Below are 22,578 nucleotides of genomic sequence, written 5' to 3' on the forward strand. Positions count from 1 at the left end.
AATGAGTATCTTAGAAGTTAAAAATTTAAGTCACGGTTTTGGTGACCGTGCGATTTTTGAAGACGTGTCCTTCCGTCTCCTCAAGGGGGAACATATCGGACTAGTCGGTGCTAACGGTGAAGGAAAATCAACCTTCATGAGCATCGTAACTGGAAAAATGTTACCTGATGAAGGTAAGGTGGAATGGTCTAAATATGTGACAGCAGGTTACCTAGACCAGCATGCAGTTCTCAAAGAAGGGCAAACTGTGCGTGATGTTTTGCGTACAGCCTTTGACGAATTATTCAAAGCCGAAGCACGTATCAATGAACTCTACATGGAAATGGCAGAAGAGGGCGCTGATATTGATGCCCTAATGGAAGAAGTCGGCGAACTTCAGGACCGTTTGGAAAGTCGTGACTTCTATACCTTGGATGCTAAGATTGACGAAGTCGCGCGTGCTCTTGGTGTCATGGATTATGGTATGGATACGGACGTAACAGCCTTATCTGGTGGACAAAGAACCAAGGTACTCTTGGCCAAACTCCTCCTTGAAAAGCCAGATATCTTGCTTTTGGATGAGCCAACCAACTATCTAGATGCGGAGCATATTGACTGGCTCAAGCGTTATCTGCAGAACTATGAGAATGCCTTTGTCCTTATTTCGCACGATATTCCATTCCTCAATGATGTTATCAATATCGTATATCACGTTGAAAATCAACAGTTGACTCGTTATTCTGGAGATTACTACCAGTTCCAAGAAGTCTATGCCATGAAGAAATCGCAACTGGAAGCAGCCTATGAGCGTCAACAGAAAGAAATTGCGGATCTCAAGGATTTCGTGGCCCGTAATAAAGCTCGTGTCGCAACTCGAAATATGGCTATGTCTCGCCAGAAGAAATTGGACAAGATGGACATTATCGAGCTTCAAAGTGAGAAACCAAAGCCATCATTTGATTTCAAAACAGCTCGTACACCTGGTCGCTTTATTTTCCAAGCCAAGGACTTGCAGATTGGATACGATCGTCCCCTTACCAAACCCTTAAATCTTACCTTTGAGCGCAATCAAAAGGTTGCCATTATCGGTGCCAATGGTATCGGGAAAACAACCCTCTTGAAGAGTCTTTTGGGGATTATTCCTCCAATCGCTGGGGAGGTTGAACGTGGGGACTATCTAGAACTCGGCTACTTTGAGCAAGAAGTGGAAGGTGGCAATCGTCAGACGCCACTGGAAGCAGTTTGGAATGCCTTTCCGGCGCTCAATCAAGCAGAAGTCCGTGCTGCCCTTGCCCGCTGTGGTTTGACTACTAAACACATTGAAAGTCAGATTCAAGTCTTGTCAGGTGGAGAGCAAGCCAAAGTGCGTTTCTGTCTCTTGATGAACCGTGAGAACAATGTCCTTGTTCTAGATGAACCTACTAACCACTTGGATGTGGATGCTAAGGACGAACTCAAACGTGCTCTGAAAGAATACAAGGGTTCTATCCTCATGGTTTGCCATGAACCAGACTTCTATGAAGGATGGATGGATCAAATCTGGGATTTCAATGAGTTAACATAAATAGTCATAAAAAAGCCAAGTCTATTTGACTTGGCTTTTTTACGAGGATTGCAACTAGTAGAAGTCATAATGCTATCTCCTAGTTTTTGTATCAAAAATAACTAATTGGTTTGATTTCCCACGATTTCATCCTCTTCAAAGTGTCCCACACCATCTTCAACAACAAATGGGCAAGTAACTTTCTTTTTTATTCCATTTTCATCATAGGAACTAGTGATGTTATAGATTCCATCGGAAAATGAATTTTTTGGTAAAGATAAGATTCTTTCCTTAAAGGCGTCCACAGGACTACCATTTTCTGCCTTTATAATCGAAAGGTCACAATCAAAATCGAGAGTAAGACCTTTGTTTTTCATGAGATCTTTTGTTGTAATATTATAAAATCCAGCTGCGTCAGAATCTCCTTTTTCTCGATTGCTGACAGCCTGCGCCATAATTGCCACATAGTAGTTTTCTATTGGATATTTTCCAAATTTAAAACTAGAAGCTATTGGTGTATCAAAAAGCTTATTTATTTTGTCAGCAGTAGTATTTTTGATACTATCTTCTTCTTGTTGTAGATTCGGTCTTTCTTTGTATACATCTAGTAAGAAACTGAATTCATCTTGTTTGACAGTGTGAAACAGTGCCTTTTCTTTGTCGTTAAGAAGTGTTTCAAGATCTGTTCCTGAAAGAAGAAAGAAATTTGATAAATGTTCTCCACTTCTTCCTTGAATTTGTGCAGTAGTAGTTTCTTTTAAAATAGTTCCATCGGATAATTTTTCTGTATATGTTAGCTTGTAGGCTGTTCCATAAAATGCTTCAATCTCTCTGTGTTTATCAACTACTTCAACCTTTCCTTTAAGCCCAAGTGATTGAAATTCTTCAGCGAAAGAAGGAGTAGTGTGTTTAGTAGTGTGTTTAATTGATGGAGAAGTGATTATAACTAGTGCTATGATAGTGAGAAAAATGATCATCCCCCCAAAGATAAAGCCAGCTATGGTAGCATTATCTTTTTCTTGCCCTAGCTTTATTGTCTGATAAATAGCAATCATGATAATGATAGAGTATACAATACTTGCGCAAACCAGTACGGGATAATTATCAATGTAATTAAGTGGAGCCCCCTTAAAACCTATTATTTGCATGAAAAATCCAATTGTAGCTAGGACTAACTGTATTGTAGAAGATTTTTGAATAAACGCATTATCTTCAAAGGAGGCTTTTAATTTTGAAATATCTCTAAAAATAAAAATATTTCCTAGCACTATTCCAGCATATGATGCGAAAAATGCCGGCCACAAGATTATAAAAGCAAAACCTCCGGAATCATAAGTAATCGAATAAACGACATTAAAGATTAAATACGAAAATAAGAGTAAACCAAGCCGGAATATATTTATCTTATAAGGTTTCATAGGAAAACCTCCTCGTTACTATTGACTAAATTATATCATATTTGAAACAAAAAGAGAGCGTTTACATGGAAGTGTAAATAAAAAAAGATAGGCACATGACCTATCTTTTATTAATAGTTTAGATATTGTTCAACCTCAGACTTTTGAATTTCTTTTCCATAGTGACAAATCGGGCAAGAAACGAAATAAGTTTTACCATAAGGGAAGAGCGGAATCCAGTAAAGAGTGAACTTGCGTCCGTATTCCGTAATTTCCCAAGTACCAACATTGTTACAATGACCACATTCGATAGCAGTTTGTGTATGTCCCAACACTTTTTGATAACCTTTTGACCCCCAAAATAGAATCATTTTAACATCTCCTTATAGTTATAGTTAATGGTGTTATTGTTTACTGAAATCGTAGTCTTTAACAATTTCGATACTGTCGATAGTGATAGCAGTAGTTGGTTTGTCTTTTTCGTCTTTTTCAGCCTTGGCAATTTTATCTACTACATCCATCCCATCAATGACTTGACCAAAGACTGGGTGTTTTCCGTCAAGAGTTGGATTTCCACCTTCTTTGTAAGCTTGGATAATTTTCTTAGGATAGCTACTTGTAGGAAGTTTAGCAGAATAGTCTGTTGTACTTTGGTTGATGAAGAACTGGCTACCATTTGAGTTTGGTTGACCAGTATTGGCCATAGATAGAGAACCACGAATATTATAGAGATATGGAGAAATTTCGTTTTTGAAACCTGTTCCCTTGTCCTTGGTTTTATCCTTATCATGCCAGATAGATTCACCACCTGTTCCATCTCCCTTAGGATCCCCAGTTTGTACCATAAATCCATCGATTACGCGGTGGAAAGTCACACCATTGTAGTAACCTTCTTTAGCATGAGTAAGGAAGTTTTCAACTGCAAGAGGGGCTAGCTTTGGAAAAAGTTTGATACGAATATCACCCAGACTTGTGTGAATGATAGCTTCAGCTTCGTCTTCAGCTACTTCCTTAGAAAGTTGAGGGAAGTTAGCATTTTCATTTGTTAAGGCGTCTTTCAAATCTTTTTCTGCTTGAGTAGCGGCTTTAGAACTTTCTTCAGTAGCAATCTTAGAATCTACGTAATCATCACCACGAAGTGCACGTTGGATGCTTGTACATCCACCAAGAGCAAAAGTTGAAATGAGTAGTAGTGTAGCTAATTTTTTCATGTTAATCCTCTCAAAAATCATTTTTTCCATTGTACCCTAAAAAGAAGTGGATTTCAAATATTCAATTGTGATGATTCCGATAGTACATACAATTTTATGGCCTTACTTACACCATTTTGATCATTAGAATCTGTTACTGTATTTGCGCAAGTTTTGACATCTGTAGGTGCGTTTCCCATTGCAACACCAAGTCCAGAAGTCTCAATCATTGGAATATCATTATAATTATCTCCAATAGTCATAATTTCAGAAAGTGAAAGTTGATAATACTTGGCTAATTCTAATAAAGCTTGTTTTTTGGATACTTGATTATGTGTAACTTCTAGATAGTTATCTTTAGAGAGATAGAAGTCGGTTTGAGGGAAATCCATGGTTGCTAATGTCTCTTTAAGTTTCTGGATAGTAGATGCGTTATCTATTAGTAAAAGTTTATGAACAAGAGTTTTCTCGTCTTTTATAAAATCTGCTAAAGATGTAACTTTTGGGCTTTCTCCAGTAATCTGTGCTTCACTTTCTACCCATTCATCAATAGTATTCACAAGCCAATCTTTTCCAGAATAAACATTGATAGAAACTGTCGGGAATTCTTTTTTTAAGAAGTCATGAAGTAAGAGCAATTCGCTTTTATCAATAGAATGCTGACTCAGAATTTTATCTCCTGTACTAATGAGAGCACCATTATAACTTGCAATTGGAAAACTTGTAATCCCCAGTTCTTCCGAAATTGGCGCTATACCAAGAGGAGAGCGAGCAGAAGCTAGAACAAAAGGGATGTCACTTTGTTTTAAAAGTGGCATCAGTTCTAGTAAATGAGAATCTAATTGGTGATTTTTATCCAAAATAGTGCCGTCAATATCACTCATGATTAACTTTATTACTGACATATGTTTCTCCTTTTTATTAAAATAGAATAGTTGTTCTACCATCTAAAGATTCTTGTATTTCTACATCAGGCTCTTTATCTGTAATCCAATAATCAAAATCAGTAAGTTCGGAAAGAATATAATGAGAGTGTTTGTTTATCTTGCTGGCTTCAGCTAACAAGACGCGAATTTTACTTGTTTTAAATGCTCTTTTTTTCATGAGAACATCTTCTTGATCCTCAAAGCTAACTTGCCCGTCTGAAAGACTAGCAGCGCCAAAAAATGCTACATCAAATCTAATTCCCTCTAAAGTATTGGATTCTTCTAGTGAATAATAAAAACGATTCTGTCTATGAAATTTTCCACCGAGAATATGAAAATCGACATTTTCATTATTTCCTAAGATAAGTGCGTTATCTAATGAATGACTGAAAATAGTAACTTTTTTATCTATAATTTTTGCTAACTCAAGTATAGTGGTTGAAACATCAAAGAATATCAGTTGTGAATCGGAAATGAGTTGGGTAGCTAAATGAGCAATTTTCGCTTTTTCTTTAGAAGACTGTTCTGCTCGACCTTGAAAACCAAGAATTACTTGTTTTTTTATTGGCAATAAACCTCCATGAGTTCTTTTTGCTCGTTTCTCCTTTGCGAGAATAGCAAAATCTCTACGGATGGTATCTTTAGAAACATGGAAATGGTCAACCATTTCTTTTGCTGATAGACTTCCTCTATCCTCTAAAAGTTTAATGATTTCTTCTAATCGTTGTTCTTGGTACATAGGAAATCCCCCTTTTAATACTAATATACCTCTTTTGTAAGTGATTGTCAATAATTATAATGATTTGTAAGTGTTTTTGCATTAAAAAAATCAACCAGCTTCGGTTGATTAAAGATTCTTTTTAGGATGGCGGTCAATGATTGCTTGATGGTCTTTGAGAGCTTGTTCACCTTTTGGAGTTAGTTTATAGCCACGAATCGAAAAGCAGTTAGTTAATTCCTCTTCTGAAATATGATCATGAAGTGCTTGATTCAAGTCAGAAGCCTTCATTTTGTAGAGCCCAGTAACCCCCTTCTTTTTAAGAATATTCTTTTTTATGGTAGCATTTAGATGGTTAAGCGAGTCAAAGGCTGTTTCAATTGTAGCATAGTCTTTTTCAACAAGTGTTTCTAAGTGTTTTGGTGCGTCAATGCCATAAGAATTACTATATTTTAAAAGAGTATATTTTCTAAGGATTTATTCTTTCGGCTTCAATTCCTAATGAAGCAATGAACTTAATGATAGGTCTCGAAAAGAATTATGCTTCCTCTTTCTGTCTGAGTTCAAAGAGGTCTTCTACTTTCAGATTAAAAACTTGAGCAATTTTAAGAGCCATTTCCAGTGAAGGATTGTAACGGTTATTTTCCAAGTGCAGAATTGTCTCGCGTCGCATGCCGATGAGGTCGGCTAACTCCTGCTGGGTCATGCCTGTGGACTCACGAACAGATTTGAGATTAGTAATAATATTGCTTTCTTTGGCCATGCTTATCCTCTACGTTCTAAGATAACATAGACAACTGCAAAGATGCAAATCAAGACAGCTATGCTAATAAAGATCTGGCCCATGTAAAGAGTGAGAGACCCCATATACCCAATGATAACTGCTAGGATCATCAGTGCGCCTAGTATAAAAACAAACATCAAGCTAGCTGCCTTGGCTAAATTAGCATAAAAGCGTTCGTCCGGAGTTTCCTTGACATTTTTCAAACAGAAAAAGCCAAATACAATCACTTCAATAACGAGGCCAATTCCCAAAATCCATTCTTTAATACCAGAACTTACGCTTGGGGTCGCAAGCCAAATCCCTACTGTATAAAAAATGCTAGCTGCAAAAATAAGTATCGAGTAAAGCTTTGCAGACAAGTCAAAAATAATCTTCCCCTTATCTTTCTGACTCTTATGAGGCCGTGGTTTCATATGTAGCCAGCTCCAAATAGCTACAATCTGACCTAACGCTGAAATACCAACAATAACTAACTTGGGTTCCCAACTAAGATTAGAACCAAATAAAACAATAAAATCAATAAAGAGAGCTACGGCAATCATTGCAATGAGGCCACGCATTTTTTGACTTTTTTTCATGATAGACTCCTTTTTTGTGTTATAAATATATAACACTTAAATTTATGTTATAAATATATCACACTTAAGTTTAGAAAGCAAGAATTTATGTGTCAATGAGGCAATTATTTGAAAAAACTTTTTAATAAAAGCCTTCGCTAGTAAAACAACTAAAGAATTCTTTGAAGCAATGCATCGGATTTGGTTTGGATAGCTTCGTTAATAATATTTGATGATAAAGAATCTTTGGAAAATCTAGATACTGTATGAATCTCTGCTTTTTTTAGACTGTTATAAAGTCTGTCAGAATAAGCTTTGTAGGTGTAGAAGTTAATTTTTTCTTTCTAATTTATCCCTATTAGTCTAAAAAATTTAAAAATTTTAAAGTCTGTCAAGTTTTTTTCTTGACACCTCTCAGAAATCTGTTATAATAGAACATGTGCTAAATAGCTTAGCTATTTCACCGAAAAAAAAAATAAAAGAAAAGAGATATTAAAAATGGCAGTAAAAATCCGTTTGACTCGTATGGGTTCTAAGAAAAAACCTTTCTACCGTATTAACGTAGCAGATTCACGTTCACCACGTGACGGACGTTTCATCGAAACAGTTGGAACTTACAACCCACTTGTTGAAGAAAACCAAGTAACTTTGAAAGAAGACCGTATTTTGGCATGGTTGGCTGATGGAGCTCAACCTTCAGATACAGTTCGCAACATCCTTTCAAAAGAAGGCGTATTGAAGAAATTCCACGATTCTAAATTCTCAAAATAAGTTTAAAGTAGGTTGACAGATGGATACGATTGAAAATCTCATTATTGCAATTGTGAAACCTTTGATTTCACAACCAGATGCCTTAACTATCAAGATTGAAGATACACCAGAATTTTTGGAATATCATTTGGATCTTGACCAGAGCGATGTGGGTCGTGTAATCGGTCGTAAGGGTCGCACTATCTCTGCGATAAGAACGATTGTCTACTCTGTCCCAACTGAAGATAAAAAAGTAAGAATCGTTATTGATGAAAAATAAGAAAAGCGGGACGAGGTCTCGCTTTTTTTGCAAGGAGAAGGAATGAGAGATTTAACAGTTAGACAACTAGAGGAATACTTACTTGATCATTACCAACAATCTAGAACAGAAGAAGGACTTTTTATCAAACTAGTGGAAGAAGTTGGAGAAGTCGCTGAGGTTTTAAATGGACGTTCAGGTAGAAAAGAGGGTGTCCAAGATTCAAACGAGGAATTGGCAAAGGAGTTGGCAGATATCATTCACTACACAGTGGCAATTGCAGCTATCAACCATATCGACCTAACGAAGACCATTTTTGAAAAAGACAAAAAGGCAACTATCAAGTATCAGCATGTACAAGATTTGGAAAGCTTTTTAGATAAAAACATTCCATAGTTCCCCTTTTCTCCAACTTGTGAAAATCCCTGTAACATGATAAAATAAAGGGAGAAACAGATACAGGAGATCAGATGAACTACTTTAATGTTGGGAAAATCGTCAATACGCAAGGTTTGCAGGGTGAAATGCGAGTCTTGTCAGTGACAGATTTTGCTGAAGAACGCTTTAAAAAAGGGGCAGAGCTTGCCTTATTTGATGAAAAAGATCAGTTTGTGCGAACAGTGGTCATTGCAAGCCACCGTAAACAAAAAAACTTCGATATCATCAAGTTTAAAGATATGTACCATATCAATGACATCGAAAAATACAAGGGGTACAGTCTGAAGGTTGCAGAGGAAAATCTCAATGACCTCGATGAAGGTGAGTTTTACTACCACGAGATTATCGGTTTAGAAGTCTATGAGGGAGATAACTTGATTGGAACCATCAAGGAAATCCTTCAGCCAGGCGCCAATGATGTCTGGGTAGTCAAACGAAAAGGCAAACGAGACCTACTCTTACCTTATATCCCGCCTGTAGTTCTCAATATAGATATTCCTAATAACCGTGTGGATGTTGAACTCTTAGAAGGGTTAGACGATGAAGATTGATATTTTAACTCTCTTTCCAGAAATGTTCACACCCTTAGAACATTCCATCGTTGGCAAGGCTCGTGAAAAAGGACTCTTAGATATCCACTATCATAATTTTCGTGACTACGCTGAAAAGGCTCGTCATGTTGATGATGAACCTTATGGAGGTGGTCAAGGGATGCTCCTTCGAGCGCAACCCATCTTTGACGCCTTTGATGCGATTGAAAAAAAGAACCCGCGCGTGATTCTCTTAGACCCTGCTGGGAAACAGTTTGACCAGGCTTATGCGGAGGATTTGGCACAAGAAGAAGAACTTATCTTCATCTGTGGTCACTACGAAGGCTATGATGAGCGTATTAAGACCTTGGTAACCGATGAGATATCCCTTGGAGATTATGTCTTGACTGGTGGAGAACTAGCAGCGATGACCATGATTGATGCGACTGTTCGCTTGATTCCAGAAGTTATCGGCAAGGAAGCTAGTCACCAAGATGATAGCTTTTCATCAGGACTCTTGGAATATCCTCAGTACACAAGACCTTATGATTATCGTGGAATGCTAGTTCCAGATGTTCTCATGAGTGGACACCATGAAAACATACGTCAATGGCGACTCTATGAGAGCCTCAAGAAAACCTACCAACGTAGACCTGATTTGCTGGAAGAGTATGAACTGACAGCAGAAGAAGAGAAAATGTTAGCAGAAATTAAAGAAAATAACAATTAAAAGGAGAAAACTATGCAAGTAATTAAACGTGATGGACAAGTCGCTGATTTTGATCCAGATAAAATCTACCAAGCTATCCTTAAGGCGGCTCAGACAGTCTATGTTTTGACTGACGATTTGCGCCAAAACCTAGCTCAAGTTACTAAAAAGGTTGTGTTGGATTTAGAAGAAGCAAAAGTAGAACGTGCGACTATCAGTATGATTCAATCAATGGTTGAGCACCGCTTACTTGGTGCTGGCTACATTACAATCGCAGAACACTATATCTCTTATCGTTTGCAACGTGATTTGGAGAGAAGTGGTTATGGCGACCACATCGCTGTTCACCTTCATTTTGAACAAATTCGCTAAGATAAAAAGAGTGAGATGATAGAAGCATCTCACTCTTTCTTAAATCTTCTTTTTTGGGCCGTTTGGATAGTAGAAGGAACGAAAGTTACTCTTCGAATATCCGACACTCGAATAATACGGCTGACGTTTTTGGCGAAATTTTTAACAATAATTTGTTGGCGGTCAGTATCATACTTGATAATATCGCCTGTAAAACTTGACTCAGCAAAAATAATGTGTACAGCTGTTTTTTTAGCTAGGGCTTCTTCAAGTCTAGCAATTAGGGGATCGCTTTTTTCAGGAATGGAATCTTCATGTCCATTAATAAAATCATGAACTTTTTGCAAAGCCTGTTTTAATAAATCTTTCATTCCGGCCTCCCTTCTTTTAATCATTATATAAAAATTTTATGAAATCTACAAGATTTTTCGAATAATCAATTGAGAACAAAAAGGAGAAAAACATGGCAGAATTTACATTTGAAATTGAAGAACATTTGCTAACTCTATCTGAAAATGAAAAAGGATGGACCAAAGAAATCAATCGTGTCAGCTTTAATGGTGCACCAGCGAAGTTTGACATTCGTAGCTGGAGTCCTGACCACACCAAGATGGGGAAAGGAATTACCCTCTCAAATGAAGAATTTCAAATCATGGTGGATGCTTTTAAGAATCAATAAACTTTCATCTAAGATTAATTAAAAAGAGGTTAGGGAAAATCCCTGCCTCTTTTATTTGCTTGAAAAATAAGCTTGTGTACGAAGACGTTGGAGTAGTGGTCGGCTGATGAAGCTAATGGCTACAATTTTGGCAAGATCAGGTATGATAAAGGGAATAACACCGACAGCCAGTGCTTTATCAAAAGGCATTCCAGCTAAGAAGTGGAGACTGAGAATACCACCAACAAAAACAAGTGAATCTCCCAAGAGATTTGCAAAGAAAATACGTAGGACACCACTATTGGTGTGAATGAGATAGGAAGCAAGCCCTGCATAGACAAGGTCGAACCAAAGATAACCAGCGCTTGGTCCAACTAAAACATGAAATCCAGCTCCACCGTTAGCAAATACCGGAAGACCAATAGCTCCAAGTAAGAGATAGAGTCCGACAGAGAGAACAGCTTCCCTTGGTCTAAAAACAGTAGCGATGAGTCCAATAGCAAAGTTTTGCAGAGTGAAAGGAACTGGACCAATCGGCATACTAATTTGGGCCAATACTGCAATAAGAGCCGCTCCAATAGCAGGAATAGCGTAAATGTGTGCTTTTTTCAAAATAGTTAACCTCTTCTATAAATTATAGTAACTATTATACTAAATGAGATATGAATGTCAACCTATTTTAAAATAAAAGGTTACAAATTTGTAACGGCCGATTTAGAGTAAAAAAGAGACCAAGGGGTCTCTCTTTTCTTTTAACGCATGGTCACAAATTCTTCTGAGCCAGTTGGGTGGATAGCGACAGTAGCATCAAAGTCAGCTTTTGTAGCTCCCATCTTGATAGCAACTGCGAAACCTTGAATCATTTCGTCAACGCCATAGCCGATTCCATGAAGGCCAACTACTTTTTCGTCTGCACCAGCTGTTACGAGCTTGAAGCGAGCTTCTTGGCGGTGACTAGTAACGGCAGAATACATAGATGCAAATTTTGAAGTATAGACTTTAACGTTTTCTTGGCCGTACTCTTTGATAGCTTCTTCCTCAGTCAGACCGACTGTTCCGATTGCTGGGTGTGAGAAAACTACAGTCGGAATAGTCGTGTAGTCCATTTTAGCATTGGTTTTACCGTTGAAAAGTCTTTCGGATAGGGTACGACCAGCCTTTATAGCGACAGGAGTTAGTTCCTTTTCACCTGTGACATCTCCAAGAGCGTAGATACCTTCAACGATAGTATTTTGGTATTCATCAACCTGGATAAAGCCGCGTTCATTGAGGGTAACACCAGCTTTTTCGAGTTGAAGTCCTTCAACATTTGGACGGCGACCAGTTGCCCAGATAACTTGACTGGCAGTATGAGAGCTGCCATCTTCGAAATGAATGGTAATACCTTGTTCAGTTTCTTCAAGTTTAGCAGGAACCTTATGGGTGTGGAGGTTTAGTCCTGTATTTTCCATTTCTTGAACTAGACTCTCAACGATATAGCCATCAAATCCACGTAGCGGACGTTCACGACGGACAAATAAATCTGTCTTTACACCAAGTGTATGGAGTACACCAGCTAATTCTACAGCAATGTAACCAGCACCTAGAATAGCTACCGATTCAGGTAACTCTTCCCAGGCGAAGATATCATCTGAGCTACCACCTAGTTCAGCACCAGGAATAGCAGGGATATGAGGATGAGCTCCAGTCGCAATTACAATATGCTTAGCACGGATCAATTCGCCATTAACACTGACAGTATGAGCATCAACGAACTCAGCACGTCCTTCAATCAAATCAACCCCGTTGCGCTTGAAGCTTCCATCGTAAGACGAGCGAGCACGATCAATATAAGCTTCACGATTCTTACGAAGTGTTGCGTAATCAAATTCGTTGTCAGTGCTTGTGAAACCATAGTCAGGTCCATATTTGTGGATACTCTCTGCAATTTGGGCTCCATACCACATGATTTTTTTAGGGACACAGCCGAGATTGACACAAGTTCCCCCTAATTTCTTTTCCTCAATAACTGCGGCTTTAGCACCATGTTCGCCAGCACGATTCATGGTAGCAATACCCCCGCTACCTCCTCCGATGGCGATAATATCATATTTTCTCATTGAAAGCTCCTTTACTTGTTTTCTAGTCATATTCTATCTTTTTTTGAAAGTCAATGCAAAAATCTGCTACGCTTAAATTTCTTAAGAAAATGCTTGCAAAAATAAAAAAGAAGTTGTATTATATAACTAACACAACAATAAAAGATTTGGCAATTATTTTTGGATGGGCAGAAAGCAATTGTCCAATTTTATGACTTGTGCTATAATCTTAATATATGTTTATAAAAGAGGTATGGATATGAAAAAGAAGTCAAAAGCTAAAAAATGGCCCCTATTTACAGCTATAGGAGTTACGTCAGTTCTTGTAGTAGGAGCAGCTGCTGTTCTTCTATTGAGACAACCAAATCAAGCTGCAACACAAGACGAAACTGCAAAAATCGTTCTTGCCAAAGAGGGATCAGTGGCTTCAACAGTTCTCTTATCTGGTACCGTAACAGCTCAAAATGAACAATATGTTTATTATGATGCTAGTAAAGGTGACTTGGATGAGGTTTCGGTCTCTGTCGGAGATAAGGTAAGTGAAGGCCAAGCTCTTGCTAAGTATAGTAGTACAGAAGCCCAGGCTGCCTATGATGCTGCCAGTCGTGCTGTGGCTAAGGCTGACCGTCATATCAATGAACTGAATGAGTCTCGAAATACCGCCGCAGCAACACCTAGCCTTCCACAAGCAGGTTTAGAAGGAGCAACTGGACAAGCACCAGCTCAGTCATCCGGTTCTGCCACAGCTGCTATTGATTCTCAAATCAGCGATGCTCGTGATGTGCGTGCAGATGCAGAAGCGCAACTCGAAAAAGCTCAAGCCCAGTTGAATTCTGCTACGGTATTGAGTACTGTAGAGGGAACAGTTGTCGAAGTCAATCGCAATGTTTCAAAATCTCCAACAGGAAATAGCCAAGTATTGGTACATATCGTTAGTAACGACAACTTGCAGGTCAAGGGAGAACTTTCTGAGTACAACCTTGCTAATCTATCTGTCGGCCAAGAGGTTACCTTTACTTCAAAGGTTTATCCAGATAAAACTTGGAATGGTAAGATTAGCTATATTTCAAATTATCCAAAGAACAGTAGTGAAGCAAGTAGTAGCTTAGCTGGTTCAAACACAGGTTCTAAATACCCATATACGGTCGATGTAACTAGTGAAATTGGTGATCTGAAACAAGGTTTTACTGTCAGTGTCGAAGTGAAAAGCATGAGTAAAGCATTGCTTGTTCCTATTACAAGTATCGTCATGGAAGAAGATAAAAACTATGTTTGGATTCTTGATGAAAATCAAAAGGCCAAAAAAGTTGAAGTTGGATTGGGCAATGCAGATGCAGAAAACCAAGAAATCACATCTGGTCTGACAGATGGAGCAAAAGTCATCAGTAATCCGACAGCTTCCTTGCAAGAAGGAAAAGAGGTGAAGACTGATGAAGCAACTAATTAGCCTCAAAAATATCTGCCGTAGTTATCGAAATGGTGATCAAGAGCTTCAAGTTCTCAAAGACATTAACCTTGAAGTTCACGAGGGAGAATTCGTGGCTATCATGGGACCATCTGGTTCTGGTAAGTCCACCCTCATGAATACCATCGGTATGTTGGATACCCCTACAAGTGGTCAGTATTTTCTAGATGGAAAAGAAGTAGCTGGTTTGGGTGAAAAACAATTAGCCAAGGTGCGAAATCAAGAGATTGGCTTTGTCTTTCAGCAATTCTTTCTCTTGTCCAAAATGAATGCTCTCCAGAATGTCGAACTTCCCTTGATTTATGCGGGAGTTTCAGCTTCAAAACGTCGCAAATTAGCAGAAGAGTATCTGGAAAAGGTTGAACTGACTGAGCGTAGCCATCACTTGCCATCGGAGTTGTCTGGGGGGCAGAAACAAAGGGTTGCCATTGCACGAGCTCTTGTCAACAATCCATCTATTATCTTGGCTGATGAGCCAACTGGAGCTCTGGATACCAAAACGGGTAATCAGATCATGCAACTCTTAGTTGAATTGAACAAAGAAGGAAAAACCATCATTATGGTAACGCATGAGCCTGAAATTGCCGCCTATGCCAAGCGTCAGATTGTCATCCGTGACGGTATCATTTCGTCTGACAGTGCTCAAGTAGAAAAGGAGGAAAACTAAGATGCAGAATCTGAAATTTGCCTTTTCATCCATTTTGGCCCACAAGATGCGTTCCTTCCTGACCATGATTGGGATTATCATCGGTGTTTCCTCAGTTGTCGTGATCATGGCCTTGGGTGACTCTATGTCTCGTCAGGTCAATAAAAACATGACCAAGTCTCAAAAAGACATCCATGTCTTTTTCTCACCTACCAAGAGTAAGGACGGTTCCTTTACACAAAGACAATCTGCACTGACCTTGTCTGGCGGTCAAGAAGATTTTGTTGAACCACCAAAACCTCAAGAATCTTGGGTTAAAGAAGCTGCCAAACTAAAAGGTGTGGACAGCTACTATGTAACCAACTCAGCCAATGTGACCTTGACTTATAAGGATAAAAAGGTCGAACACGCTAACATGACGGGTGGGAATGTCACCTATATGGATGCGGTCGAAAATGAAATTATTGCAGGTCGTGGACTTAAAGCACAAGATTATAAAGATTTTGCAAGTGTGATCATTTTAGATGAAGAGCTTGCCAATAGCCTTTTTGGTTCTGCAAAAGAAGCCCTCAACCAAATTGTTGAAGTAAATGAAATCAGTTACCGTGTTATTGGTGTTTACGCAAGTAAGGAAGCCAAGGCAGCCAAAGCATTTGGTGTTGGAGGACTACCAATCACTACCAATATTTCCTTGGCAGCTAATTTTAACACAGACGAGATTTCAAATATTGTCTTCCGTGTTAACGATACGAGCTTGACTCAGACTTTGGGTCCAGAGTTGGCAAGAAGAATGACAGAGATTGCAGGTCTTCAACAAGGGGAATATCAAGTTGCAGATGCGTCTGCTGCCTTCCAAGAAGTTCAACAACTCTTTGGCTTCATAACAACGATTATTAGTGCTATTGCAGGGATTTCCCTCTTTGTTGGTGGTACTGGTGTTATGAACATTATGCTTGTTTCTGTGACAGAGCGTACCCGTGAGATTGGTTTACGGAAAGCACTAGGAGCAACTCGGGGTAATATCCTAGTTCAGTTTTTGATTGAATCCATGATTTTAACCTTATTAGGTGGATTCGTTGGTCTACTGCTTGCTGCAGGGGTGACTATGCTTGCAGGGGTTCTTCTTCAAAACTTGATTGCAGGAATCGAAGTTGGTGTATCCATCCCAATCGCTCTCTTTAGTTTAGCTGTCTCAGCTAGTATCGGTATGATATTCGGTGTTCTACCAGCCAACAAAGCCTCTAAGCTTGATCCAATCGAAGCTCTTCGCTATGAATAATTTAAAAGATAAAAAAACGAGATAGACATTTGTCTGTCTTGTTTTTGTATGGATTTCTCTATCGAAAATCACTAAAAATGTGGTATAATGAAGTGTTAGAAAAACAGGTTTCATTAGCCTGGAAAGGAAATATTATGTCTGAAAAGAATTTTTATATTACAACACCGATTTACTATCCATCTGGTAAACTTCATATCGGTTCTGCCTACACAACTATCGCATGTGATGTCCTAGCACGTTACAAACGCCTGATGGGCTACGATGTCTTTTATCTGACTGGTCTTGATGAGCATGGTCAAAAGATTCAACAAAAAGCAGAAGAAGCTGGCATCACGCCTCAAGCCTATGTTGACGGAATGGCAGTTGGAGTTAAAGAACTCTGGAAATTGCTTGATATCTCATACGATAAATTCATCCGTACCACAGATGACTACCATGAAAAAGTAGTAGCACAAGTTTTTGAACGCTTGCTAGCTCAAGATGACATCTACTTAGGTGAATACTCTGGCTGGTACTCAGTATCCGATGAGGAATTCTTTACAGAAAGCCAACTTGCGGAAGTTTTCCGTGATGAAGATGGAAATGTGACGGGTGGTATCGCTCCATCAGGTCACGAGGTTGAATGGGTTTCAGAAGAGTCTTATTTCCTTCGCCTCAGCAAATACCAAGATCGCTTGGTCGAATTTTTCAAATCACATCCTGACTTCATTACTCCTGATGGCCGTCTCAATGAAATGCTACGTAACTTCATTGAGCCAGGTTTGGAAGACTTGGCGGTTTCTCGTACAACCTTTACCTGGGGTGTACAAGTCCCATCAAATCCAAAACACGTGGTTTACGTTTGGATGGATGCCCTTCTCAACTACGTGACGGCTCTTGGTTATGAACAAGATGAGCATGGTAACTTTGACAAGTTCTGGAACGGAACAGTCTTCCACATGGTCGGAAAAGACATCCTTCGTTTCCACTCAATCTACTGGCCAATCTTGCTCATGATGCTCGATATCAAGTTGCCAGAACGTTTGATTGCCCACGGTTGGTTTGTCATGAAAGACGGTAAGATGTCTAAGTCTAAAGGGAATGTCGTTTATCCTGAAATGTTAGTAGAACGTTATGGACTTGATCCACTTCGTTACTACCTCATGCGTAGCCTTCCAGTCGGTTCAGACGGAACCTTCACTCCAGAGGACTATGTAGGTCGTATCAACTATGAATTGGCAAATGACCTCGGAAACCTCCTCAACCGTACGGTTTCAATGATTAACAAGTATTTTGATGGTCAAATCCCTGCCTATGTAGAAGGTGTAACAGAGTTTGATACTGCTCTTGCGAACGTTGCAGAACAATCAATCGCTGACTACAATACCTACATGGAAGCAGTTGACTATCCACGTGCACTTGAAGCAGTCTGGACCCTCATCTCACGTACTAACAAATACATCGATGAGACAGCTCCATGGGTACTGGCTAAGGACGAAGCGCACCGTGACCAATTAGCAAGTGTCATGAGTCACTTGGCAGCCAGTCTTCGTGTTGTAGCTCACTTGATTGAGCCGTTTATGATGGAAACCAGTCGTGCGGTCTTGACTCAACTTGGTCTAGCAGAAGTTTCTAGCCTTGAAAACTTGAGCCTGGCAGATTTCCCTGCTGGTGTGACTGTTGTTGCCAAAGGAACACCAATCTTCCCACGCCTCGATATGGAAGAAGAAATCGCCTATATCAAGGAACAAATGGAAGGCAACAAACCAGCCGTCGAAAAAGAATGGAATCCAGATGAAGTTGAACTCAAACTCAACAAGGATGAAATCAAGTTTGAAGACTTTGACAAGGTCGAAATCCGTGTTGCAGAGGTCAAAGAAGTTTCTAAAGTGGAAGGCTCTGATAAGTTGCTTCAATTCCGCCTTGATGCTGGTGACGGTGAAGACCGTCAAATCCTTTCTGGTATTGCAAAATATTATCCAAACGAACAAGAATTGGTCGGCAAGAAAGTCCAAATCGTTGCCAACCTTAAACCTCGTAAGATGATGAAGAAATATGTCAGCCAAGGTATGATCCTCTCAGCTGAACATGATGGCAAATTAACCCTTCTCACAGTTGATCCAGCTGTACCAAACGGAAGTGTGATTGGATAAGATTAAAGAACCAGTTTGAGCTGGTTCTTTTCTTTTGTGAGATAGCAGTTGATAAAAGTGTCATTCTGCTTTATAATGAAGAAAAACGGAGGAAATTGCCATGAAATACATTCCATTTGGTCAAGAGAAAAGAGAATTGTCCGAAATCGTTCTAGGCATGATGCGAATCAGTGACAAGTCGGTTAAAGAGGTTGAGGAGTTGGTTGAAACAGCCCTATCCGTAGGAATCAATGCCTTTGACTTGGCAGATATCTATGGTGGAGGTCGTTGCGAAGAATTACTGGGACAAGTGTTAAACAATCGTCCTGACCTGCGAGAAAAGATGTGGATCCAGTCCAAGTGTGGCATTCGCATAGAAGAATTTACCTATTTTGATTTTTCAAAAGATTATATTTTAGAGTCAGTAGACGGGATTCTAAAAAGATTGCAGGTTGATTATCTAAATAGCTTGCTTCTCCATCGTCCAGATGCTTTGATGGAAGCTGATCAAGTGGCTCAAGCCTTTGAAATTCTTCACAAATCAGGTAAAGTTCGAGACTTCGGTGTGTCCAATCAAAATCCTATGATGATGGAATTACTGAAGAAAGAGGTCAAACAACCTTTATCTATCAATCAATTACAACTAAGCGCAGCTTTCACGCCAGGATTTGAATCAGGTTTCCATGTCAATATGGAAGGTGACAAGGCAGCTTTGCGTGATGGTAGCGTCTTTGAATACTGCAAATTAAACGATATGGTTATTCAGGCCTGGTCAGTCTTGCAATTCGGATATTTCAAAGGGAATTTTGTCGGCAATGAGAAGTTCAAACAACTAAACCAAGTCCTAAATCGATTAGCCTTAAAATACGGTGTGAGCCCATCAGCTATTGCTATCGCTTGGGTGTTACGCTATCCAGCTAAGATGCAGGCAGTAGTAGGAACAACTAACCCTAAACATTTGATAGAAGCAAGCCAAGCAAGTCATGTCAACCTAACTCGAAAAGAATGGTATGAGATTTACCTCGCAGCAGGGAATGATTTGCCGTAAGGTGAATTTGCATTTCAAAACTCACAGTCAAAAAGCCGTTGAAAAACGGTTTTTTGTTATAATGAAATTAAGATTTATAGATAACAAAGGAGAGACACATGACATTTGAAGAAATTTTACCAGGCTTAAAAGCAAAGAAAAAGTATGTGCGTACTGGCTGGGGAGGAGCTGAAAACTATGTCCAGCTTTTCGACACCATCGAACAGAACGGCGTCGCCCTTGAAGTGACACCCTATTTCCTCATCAACGTATCTGGTGAAGGGGAAGGTTTTTCTATGTGGAGTCCAACTCCTTGTGATGTCTTAGCGACGGATTGGGTGGAAGTACATGACTAAACGGGTCTTGATTACAGGCGTGAGCTCAGGGATTGGTCTGGCGCAAGCTCGACTCTTTTTAGAAAAAAGTTATCAGGTTTTTGGAGTGGATCAGGTAGCGGATCCTCAGTTGCCAGGCGATTTTCACTTCTTACAGCGAGACTTAACCTTGGATTTGACACCAATCTTCGACTGGTGCCCTCAGGTGGATGTTCTCTGCAATACGGCTGGAGTCTTGGATGCTTACAAACCGCTTCTTGAGCAAAGCGCTCAGGAGATTCAGGAGGTTTTTGAAATCAACTATGTGACTCCGGTAGAGCTGACACGGCATTGTCTGACTAAAATGTTGGAGAAGAAGCAAGGGATCATTATCAATATGTGTTCCATTGCTTCTAGCCTAGCAGGAGGTGGCGGTCACGCTTATACTTCCTCCAAGCATGCTTTAGCAGGCTTTACCAAGCAGCTGGCTCTAGACTATGCTGAAGATGGAATTCAGGTCTTTGGGATCGCTCCAGGTGCTGTCAAGACTGGCATGACTGCTGCGGACTTTGAACCCGGTGGCTTAGCAGACTGGGTAGCTAGTGAAACGCCTATCAAACGCTGGATTGAGCCAAGTGAAATAGCTGAAGTTAGCCTCTTTTTAGCAAGTGGAAAAGCAAGCGCCATGCAAGGACAAATCTTGACTATTGATGGTGGCTGGAGCTTGAAGTAGGAGAATCTGATGGAAATCAAACACCGCTTTTTGTGTCTATGGTGTTTGCTATGAGAATGGGAAATTACTCTGCATTGAGAAAACGATAGGTCCGTATCAACACCGTTACAATCCACCTGGTGGTAGCTAGAAACTAGGATAAGGCAGAGTTACGAAGATTTCCAGAATTAGAACTGACAAGCTATAGAAATTGGAAGGTGAATGATGAGAAATCAACTAGCTCTTAGTGGCGAAAAAATTGTTGAAAAAGTTTATCCCCATTTATTGCACCACGTCGGCTTGATTCGTGGGGAATACTTGTTGAGAGAGCTCAACCAAAACATCCTGTTACCAAGTTGTCAGCAATTTGTAAAAGATTATCTAGACACTATTTGCCATTTATACTCAGATGAAGAAGTCTGGTATCGTTTTTCAGAGTTAACAAATGCAGAAGCAAATAGTCTAGACGGGACTAAAGAGTATTTTGACGAACGCCACCCATTATTTGGATATAGAGGGACTAGGCGTTTATTGGCGTGTCCAGATGAATTACAGGCTGAGGCACATGTCGTTACAGAAGTTTATCAAACCAATCCCAATCTGTCTGTTATTTTTCCTTTTGTGAATGATGCTGAACAGTTAAAACAAGCTATTAGGGTATTGCGCCAGCATGGTTTTACTGGAAAAGTTGGAACAATGATTGAATTGCCGTCAGCTTATTTTGACTTGGACAGGATACTGGAAACTGGTATTTCAAAGATTGTAGTGGGAATGAATGATTTGACTTCATTTATTTTTGCGACTGTAAGAAACAGTCAATGGCATAATATGGAAAGTCCCATTATGTTAGAAATGCTGAGACAGATGCAGGATAAAGCAAGGATGAAAAAGATAGATTTCGCTGTAGCAGGCTATCTGAATCCTTCTTTCATACAAAAAATGAATCAGATGGGGATTGAGTGCATTATCCACTACAGTTCTATTCCGGAGATTTTTAATTTAGATATTGACTATCCAGATCATCTCAAACGTGTAAAAGAAGAAAGTAAAAAAATACAAAGGAGCAACCTATGACACCTCAAGAAATGTGGAATGCCTACAAGAAAATCAACCCCTCTATCGGAGATGAGATAGATGCTTGGGCTTTTGGAGTGGAAGCAGATCTCTTGGCTGACTTGGTTCTAAGAGGCGAAAAGACAACAACCGCCTCAGCCTATGACCTCTACGCAGTAGAGGACGAACCCCTTCCACAAGAAGGAACTTTCGATGTCATTTTAGACAGCCGAAATCAGGCTGTCTGCGTTGTCGAAATTACCAAGGTTTCTGTTCAGCCTTTCTATCAAGTGTCAGCCGACCATGCCTACAAGGAAGGTGAAGGCGATAAATCCTTAGCCTATTGGCGTCAGGTTCATGAAGACTTTTTCAAAGACTGCTTTGGAGAAGCAGGTCTGACGTTTACACCTGACAGCAAGGTTGTTTTAGAAGAATTTCGCAAGGTTTACCCTCTATAGACTGCTATAAGAAAGAAAGTTTTGGAAATCACCGTCCAAAGCTTTTTTCTGATTTTAAATGATAAAATAGCCAAACAAAAAGCGGACAATCATGTCCGCTTTTTGAATCTATCAAGTGAAGTTGTGGATAAAGTATTGCAAAGATGTTTATCTTTTGAATCCCTATTCACGTCACTTCTACATTGGTTGATTATTTTTCGGTAAAAAAGAGAGAGCATTGCTCTCTCTTCTCTATAGAAACTTATCTAATATTATTTAGAAAGTTTACGTTTCATAACTACAGTACCTGCCAAGATTACCACACCTGCCAATACAAGTACTAGGCTTGTAGTCTCACCAGTAAATGGAAGACTTGGTCCTTCTTCTGTTGTAGTAGAACGACCTGGTTCTGGTGTTGTAGCAGGACGACCTGGTTCTTCAGTAGTCGTTGTTGTAGTTGGTGTTGGGGCTTCAGTAGACTTAGGAGCCTCAGTTGTTGTTGTAGTTGGTGTTGGGGCTTCAGTAGACTTAGGAGCCTCAGTTGTTGTTGTAGTTGGTGTTGGGGCTTCAGTAGACTTAGGAGCCTCAGTTGTTGTTGTAGCTTCTGTTGTCGTTGTTGCTGCAGTTGTTGATTCAGTAGTCGTTGTTGACTCTGTTGTCGTTGTTG

General features: G+C 39.6%; 29 protein-coding genes and 1 pseudogene. 18 read left to right on the top strand and 12 right to left on the bottom strand.

Going from position 1 to position 22,578, the window contains the following annotated elements; translation table 11 throughout:
• The first annotated feature begins 1 nt into the window (after position 1).
• The gene (locus NML75_RS05500; protein WP_254804246.1) at positions 2 to 1,543 is read left to right on the top strand and encodes an ABC-F family ATP-binding cassette domain-containing protein; all 1,542 of its coding nucleotides are present in this window, start codon (positions 2 to 4) and stop codon (positions 1,541 to 1,543) included.
• A 101-nt stretch (positions 1,544 to 1,644) separates the two neighbouring features.
• Here NML75_RS05500 and NML75_RS05505 read toward each other — a convergent pair whose 3' ends face one another.
• The 8 genes from NML75_RS05505 to NML75_RS05540 all read right to left on the bottom strand — a co-directional run bounded on the left by NML75_RS05505 (position 1,645) and on the right by NML75_RS05540 (position 7,115).
• Positions 1,645 to 2,940 (bottom strand): hypothetical protein, encoded by a 1,296-nt coding sequence (locus NML75_RS05505; protein ID WP_254804247.1) that lies wholly within the window; start codon positions 2,938 to 2,940, stop codon positions 1,645 to 1,647.
• A gap of 110 nt (positions 2,941 to 3,050) precedes the next feature.
• Positions 3,051 to 3,290, bottom strand: coding sequence for a zinc-ribbon domain-containing protein (locus NML75_RS05510; protein ID WP_080981077.1), 240 nt, complete (start codon positions 3,288 to 3,290; stop codon positions 3,051 to 3,053).
• A gap of 33 nt (positions 3,291 to 3,323) precedes the next feature.
• Positions 3,324 to 4,130 carry a peptidylprolyl isomerase gene (locus NML75_RS05515; RefSeq protein WP_254804248.1) on the bottom strand — a complete coding sequence of 269 codons (807 nt, stop codon included), beginning with the start codon at positions 4,128 to 4,130 and terminating at the stop codon, positions 3,324 to 3,326.
• Between the two features lie 53 nt (positions 4,131 to 4,183).
• Positions 4,184 to 5,014, bottom strand: coding sequence for an HAD family hydrolase (locus NML75_RS05520; protein WP_254804256.1), 831 nt, complete (start codon positions 5,012 to 5,014; stop codon positions 4,184 to 4,186).
• 16 nt (positions 5,015 to 5,030) lie between these two features.
• Positions 5,031 to 5,774, bottom strand: a complete 744-nt coding sequence (locus NML75_RS05525; RefSeq protein WP_247921383.1) for a DeoR/GlpR family DNA-binding transcription regulator — start codon at positions 5,772 to 5,774, stop codon at positions 5,031 to 5,033.
• Positions 5,775 to 5,882: 108 nt separating this feature from the next.
• Positions 5,883 to 6,029 (bottom strand): hypothetical protein, encoded by a 147-nt coding sequence (locus NML75_RS05530; protein WP_239682093.1) that lies wholly within the window; start codon positions 6,027 to 6,029, stop codon positions 5,883 to 5,885.
• 262 nt (positions 6,030 to 6,291) lie between these two features.
• Positions 6,292 to 6,516, bottom strand: a complete 225-nt coding sequence (locus tag NML75_RS05535; RefSeq protein ID WP_042769224.1) for a helix-turn-helix transcriptional regulator — start codon at positions 6,514 to 6,516, stop codon at positions 6,292 to 6,294.
• Positions 6,517 to 6,518: 2 nt separating this feature from the next.
• Complete coding sequence (locus NML75_RS05540) at positions 6,519 to 7,115, bottom strand: DUF3796 domain-containing protein (RefSeq protein WP_254804249.1); 597 nt, start codon at positions 7,113 to 7,115, stop codon at positions 6,519 to 6,521.
• 477 nt (positions 7,116 to 7,592) lie between these two features.
• Between NML75_RS05540 and rpsP the strand changes: the two genes are divergently transcribed.
• The 6 genes from rpsP (at position 7,593) to NML75_RS05570 (ending at position 10,152) form a co-directional block, all read left to right on the top strand.
• Positions 7,593 to 7,865, top strand: coding sequence for a 30S ribosomal protein S16 (gene rpsP, locus NML75_RS05545; protein WP_004253064.1), 273 nt, complete (start codon positions 7,593 to 7,595; stop codon positions 7,863 to 7,865).
• A gap of 19 nt (positions 7,866 to 7,884) precedes the next feature.
• Positions 7,885 to 8,124, top strand: a complete 240-nt coding sequence (gene kphA / locus NML75_RS05550; protein WP_000379617.1) for an RNA-binding protein KphA — start codon at positions 7,885 to 7,887, stop codon at positions 8,122 to 8,124.
• Between the two features lie 42 nt (positions 8,125 to 8,166).
• Positions 8,167 to 8,499: a MazG nucleotide pyrophosphohydrolase domain-containing protein gene (locus NML75_RS05555; protein WP_254804250.1), complete on the top strand. Its 333-nt coding sequence runs from the start codon at positions 8,167 to 8,169 to the stop codon at positions 8,497 to 8,499.
• Positions 8,500 to 8,573: 74 nt separating this feature from the next.
• Positions 8,574 to 9,092 carry a ribosome maturation factor RimM gene (gene rimM / locus NML75_RS05560; RefSeq protein WP_016465641.1) on the top strand — a complete coding sequence of 173 codons (519 nt, stop codon included), beginning with the start codon at positions 8,574 to 8,576 and terminating at the stop codon, positions 9,090 to 9,092.
• Positions 9,082 to 9,801 (top strand): tRNA (guanosine(37)-N1)-methyltransferase TrmD, encoded by a 720-nt coding sequence (trmD, locus tag NML75_RS05565; protein WP_006148775.1) that lies wholly within the window; start codon positions 9,082 to 9,084, stop codon positions 9,799 to 9,801. The genes rimM and trmD overlap by 11 nt, the downstream gene beginning before the upstream one ends.
• Positions 9,802 to 9,813: 12 nt before the next feature.
• Entirely contained in the window at positions 9,814 to 10,152 is a 339-nt protein-coding gene (locus NML75_RS05570; RefSeq protein ID WP_004253071.1) for an ATP cone domain-containing protein, read from the top strand.
• A 29-nt stretch (positions 10,153 to 10,181) separates the two neighbouring features.
• On the opposite strand, the gene NML75_RS05575 is transcribed toward NML75_RS05570, so the two are convergent.
• Positions 10,182 to 10,502, bottom strand: coding sequence for a hypothetical protein (locus tag NML75_RS05575; protein WP_004253077.1), 321 nt, complete (start codon positions 10,500 to 10,502; stop codon positions 10,182 to 10,184).
• Between the two features lie 92 nt (positions 10,503 to 10,594).
• On the opposite strand from NML75_RS05575, the gene NML75_RS05580 reads away from it, so the two are divergent.
• Positions 10,595 to 10,810 carry a YdbC family protein gene (locus NML75_RS05580; RefSeq protein WP_004253080.1) on the top strand — a complete coding sequence of 72 codons (216 nt, stop codon included), beginning with the start codon at positions 10,595 to 10,597 and terminating at the stop codon, positions 10,808 to 10,810.
• Positions 10,811 to 10,861: 51 nt separating this feature from the next.
• Here the strand turns inward: NML75_RS05580 and NML75_RS05585 are convergent, their stop codons facing one another.
• Together NML75_RS05585 and gor are read right to left on the bottom strand one after the other, a co-directional pair.
• Entirely contained in the window at positions 10,862 to 11,401 is a 540-nt protein-coding gene (locus NML75_RS05585) for a biotin transporter BioY (RefSeq protein ID WP_004253081.1), read from the bottom strand.
• A 140-nt stretch (positions 11,402 to 11,541) separates the two neighbouring features.
• Complete coding sequence (gor, locus tag NML75_RS05590) at positions 11,542 to 12,888, bottom strand: glutathione-disulfide reductase (protein ID WP_004253083.1); 1,347 nt, start codon at positions 12,886 to 12,888, stop codon at positions 11,542 to 11,544.
• Positions 12,889 to 13,126: 238 nt separating this feature from the next.
• Here gor and NML75_RS05595 point away from each other — a divergent pair, with 238 nt between their 5' ends.
• From NML75_RS05595 to NML75_RS05640, 10 genes and pseudogenes are all read left to right on the top strand, one after another.
• A complete protein-coding gene (locus NML75_RS05595; RefSeq protein WP_070460913.1) occupies positions 13,127 to 14,314 on the top strand; it encodes an efflux RND transporter periplasmic adaptor subunit in 1,188 nt (395 codons plus the stop codon).
• Positions 14,298 to 14,999 (top strand): ABC transporter ATP-binding protein, encoded by a 702-nt coding sequence (locus NML75_RS05600; RefSeq protein ID WP_004253086.1) that lies wholly within the window; start codon positions 14,298 to 14,300, stop codon positions 14,997 to 14,999. The genes NML75_RS05595 and NML75_RS05600 overlap by 17 nt, the downstream gene beginning before the upstream one ends.
• Position 15,000: 1 nt before the next feature.
• A complete protein-coding gene (locus NML75_RS05605) occupies positions 15,001 to 16,257 on the top strand; it encodes an ABC transporter permease (RefSeq protein ID WP_004253087.1) in 1,257 nt (418 codons plus the stop codon).
• Between the two features lie 134 nt (positions 16,258 to 16,391).
• Complete coding sequence (gene metG, locus NML75_RS05610; RefSeq protein ID WP_254804251.1) at positions 16,392 to 18,389, top strand: methionine--tRNA ligase; 1,998 nt, start codon at positions 16,392 to 16,394, stop codon at positions 18,387 to 18,389.
• A gap of 100 nt (positions 18,390 to 18,489) precedes the next feature.
• Positions 18,490 to 19,416 (top strand): aldo/keto reductase, encoded by a 927-nt coding sequence (locus NML75_RS05615; RefSeq protein ID WP_254804252.1) that lies wholly within the window; start codon positions 18,490 to 18,492, stop codon positions 19,414 to 19,416.
• Between the two features lie 98 nt (positions 19,417 to 19,514).
• Positions 19,515 to 19,751 carry a DUF2829 domain-containing protein gene (locus tag NML75_RS05620; protein ID WP_000141913.1) on the top strand — a complete coding sequence of 79 codons (237 nt, stop codon included), beginning with the start codon at positions 19,515 to 19,517 and terminating at the stop codon, positions 19,749 to 19,751.
• A complete protein-coding gene (locus tag NML75_RS05625; protein WP_004253094.1) occupies positions 19,744 to 20,442 on the top strand; it encodes a 3-oxoacyl-ACP reductase in 699 nt (232 codons plus the stop codon). Before NML75_RS05620 ends, NML75_RS05625 begins: the two co-directional genes overlap by 8 nt.
• 9 nt (positions 20,443 to 20,451) lie before the next feature.
• Positions 20,452 to 20,569: pseudogene (locus NML75_RS05630) on the top strand (NUDIX hydrolase); the annotation flags it as partial.
• A 74-nt stretch (positions 20,570 to 20,643) separates the two neighbouring features.
• Positions 20,644 to 21,495: a putative PEP-binding protein gene (locus NML75_RS05635; RefSeq protein WP_254804253.1), complete on the top strand. Its 852-nt coding sequence runs from the start codon at positions 20,644 to 20,646 to the stop codon at positions 21,493 to 21,495.
• Positions 21,492 to 21,932, top strand: a complete 441-nt coding sequence (locus NML75_RS05640) for an ASCH domain-containing protein (RefSeq protein ID WP_254804254.1) — start codon at positions 21,492 to 21,494, stop codon at positions 21,930 to 21,932. The genes NML75_RS05635 and NML75_RS05640 overlap by 4 nt, the downstream gene beginning before the upstream one ends.
• Positions 21,933 to 22,183: 251 nt before the next feature.
• Here NML75_RS05640 and NML75_RS05645 read toward each other — a convergent pair.
• Positions 22,184 to 22,578, bottom strand: a 395-nt coding sequence (locus tag NML75_RS05645; RefSeq protein ID WP_254804255.1) for an LPXTG cell wall anchor domain-containing protein, incomplete at its 5' end; no start/stop codon positions are given.

The sequence above is a fragment of the Streptococcus sp. CF4-3 genome, assembly GCF_024295385.1.
In the GTDB taxonomy this organism is placed as follows: Bacteria; Bacillota; Bacilli; order Lactobacillales; family Streptococcaceae; genus Streptococcus; species Streptococcus infantis_I.

Excerpts from the sequence above, each read along its gene's own strand:
- NML75_RS05500 (WP_254804246.1), top strand. The coding sequence starts at position 2 with ATGAGTATCTTAGAAGTTAAAAATTTAAGTCACGGTTTTGGTGACCGT.
- NML75_RS05505 (WP_254804247.1), bottom strand. The coding sequence starts at position 2,940 with ATGAAACCTTATAAGATAAATATATTCCGGCTTGGTTTACTCTTATTT.
- NML75_RS05510 (WP_080981077.1), bottom strand. The coding sequence starts at position 3,290 with ATGATTCTATTTTGGGGGTCAAAAGGTTATCAAAAAGTGTTGGGACAT.
- NML75_RS05515 (WP_254804248.1), bottom strand. The coding sequence starts at position 4,130 with ATGAAAAAATTAGCTACACTACTACTCATTTCAACTTTTGCTCTTGGT.
- NML75_RS05520 (WP_254804256.1), bottom strand. The coding sequence starts at position 5,014 with ATGTCAGTAATAAAGTTAATCATGAGTGATATTGACGGCACTATTTTG.
- NML75_RS05525 (WP_247921383.1), bottom strand. The coding sequence starts at position 5,774 with ATGTACCAAGAACAACGATTAGAAGAAATCATTAAACTTTTAGAGGAT.
- NML75_RS05535 (WP_042769224.1), bottom strand. The coding sequence starts at position 6,516 with ATGGCCAAAGAAAGCAATATTATTACTAATCTCAAATCTGTTCGTGAG.
- NML75_RS05540 (WP_254804249.1), bottom strand. The coding sequence starts at position 7,115 with ATGAAAAAAAGTCAAAAAATGCGTGGCCTCATTGCAATGATTGCCGTA.
- rpsP (WP_004253064.1), top strand. The coding sequence starts at position 7,593 with ATGGCAGTAAAAATCCGTTTGACTCGTATGGGTTCTAAGAAAAAACCT.
- kphA (WP_000379617.1), top strand. The coding sequence starts at position 7,885 with ATGGATACGATTGAAAATCTCATTATTGCAATTGTGAAACCTTTGATT.
- NML75_RS05555 (WP_254804250.1), top strand. The coding sequence starts at position 8,167 with ATGAGAGATTTAACAGTTAGACAACTAGAGGAATACTTACTTGATCAT.
- rimM (WP_016465641.1), top strand. The coding sequence starts at position 8,574 with ATGAACTACTTTAATGTTGGGAAAATCGTCAATACGCAAGGTTTGCAG.
- trmD (WP_006148775.1), top strand. The coding sequence starts at position 9,082 with ATGAAGATTGATATTTTAACTCTCTTTCCAGAAATGTTCACACCCTTA.
- NML75_RS05570 (WP_004253071.1), top strand. The coding sequence starts at position 9,814 with ATGCAAGTAATTAAACGTGATGGACAAGTCGCTGATTTTGATCCAGAT.
- NML75_RS05575 (WP_004253077.1), bottom strand. The coding sequence starts at position 10,502 with ATGAAAGATTTATTAAAACAGGCTTTGCAAAAAGTTCATGATTTTATT.
- NML75_RS05580 (WP_004253080.1), top strand. The coding sequence starts at position 10,595 with ATGGCAGAATTTACATTTGAAATTGAAGAACATTTGCTAACTCTATCT.
- gor (WP_004253083.1), bottom strand. The coding sequence starts at position 12,888 with ATGAGAAAATATGATATTATCGCCATCGGAGGAGGTAGCGGGGGTATT.
- NML75_RS05595 (WP_070460913.1), top strand. The coding sequence starts at position 13,127 with ATGAAAAAGAAGTCAAAAGCTAAAAAATGGCCCCTATTTACAGCTATA.
- NML75_RS05600 (WP_004253086.1), top strand. The coding sequence starts at position 14,298 with ATGAAGCAACTAATTAGCCTCAAAAATATCTGCCGTAGTTATCGAAAT.
- NML75_RS05605 (WP_004253087.1), top strand. The coding sequence starts at position 15,001 with ATGCAGAATCTGAAATTTGCCTTTTCATCCATTTTGGCCCACAAGATG.
- metG (WP_254804251.1), top strand. The coding sequence starts at position 16,392 with ATGTCTGAAAAGAATTTTTATATTACAACACCGATTTACTATCCATCT.
- NML75_RS05615 (WP_254804252.1), top strand. The coding sequence starts at position 18,490 with ATGAAATACATTCCATTTGGTCAAGAGAAAAGAGAATTGTCCGAAATC.
- NML75_RS05620 (WP_000141913.1), top strand. The coding sequence starts at position 19,515 with ATGACATTTGAAGAAATTTTACCAGGCTTAAAAGCAAAGAAAAAGTAT.
- NML75_RS05625 (WP_004253094.1), top strand. The coding sequence starts at position 19,744 with ATGACTAAACGGGTCTTGATTACAGGCGTGAGCTCAGGGATTGGTCTG.
- NML75_RS05635 (WP_254804253.1), top strand. The coding sequence starts at position 20,644 with ATGATGAGAAATCAACTAGCTCTTAGTGGCGAAAAAATTGTTGAAAAA.
- NML75_RS05640 (WP_254804254.1), top strand. The coding sequence starts at position 21,492 with ATGACACCTCAAGAAATGTGGAATGCCTACAAGAAAATCAACCCCTCT.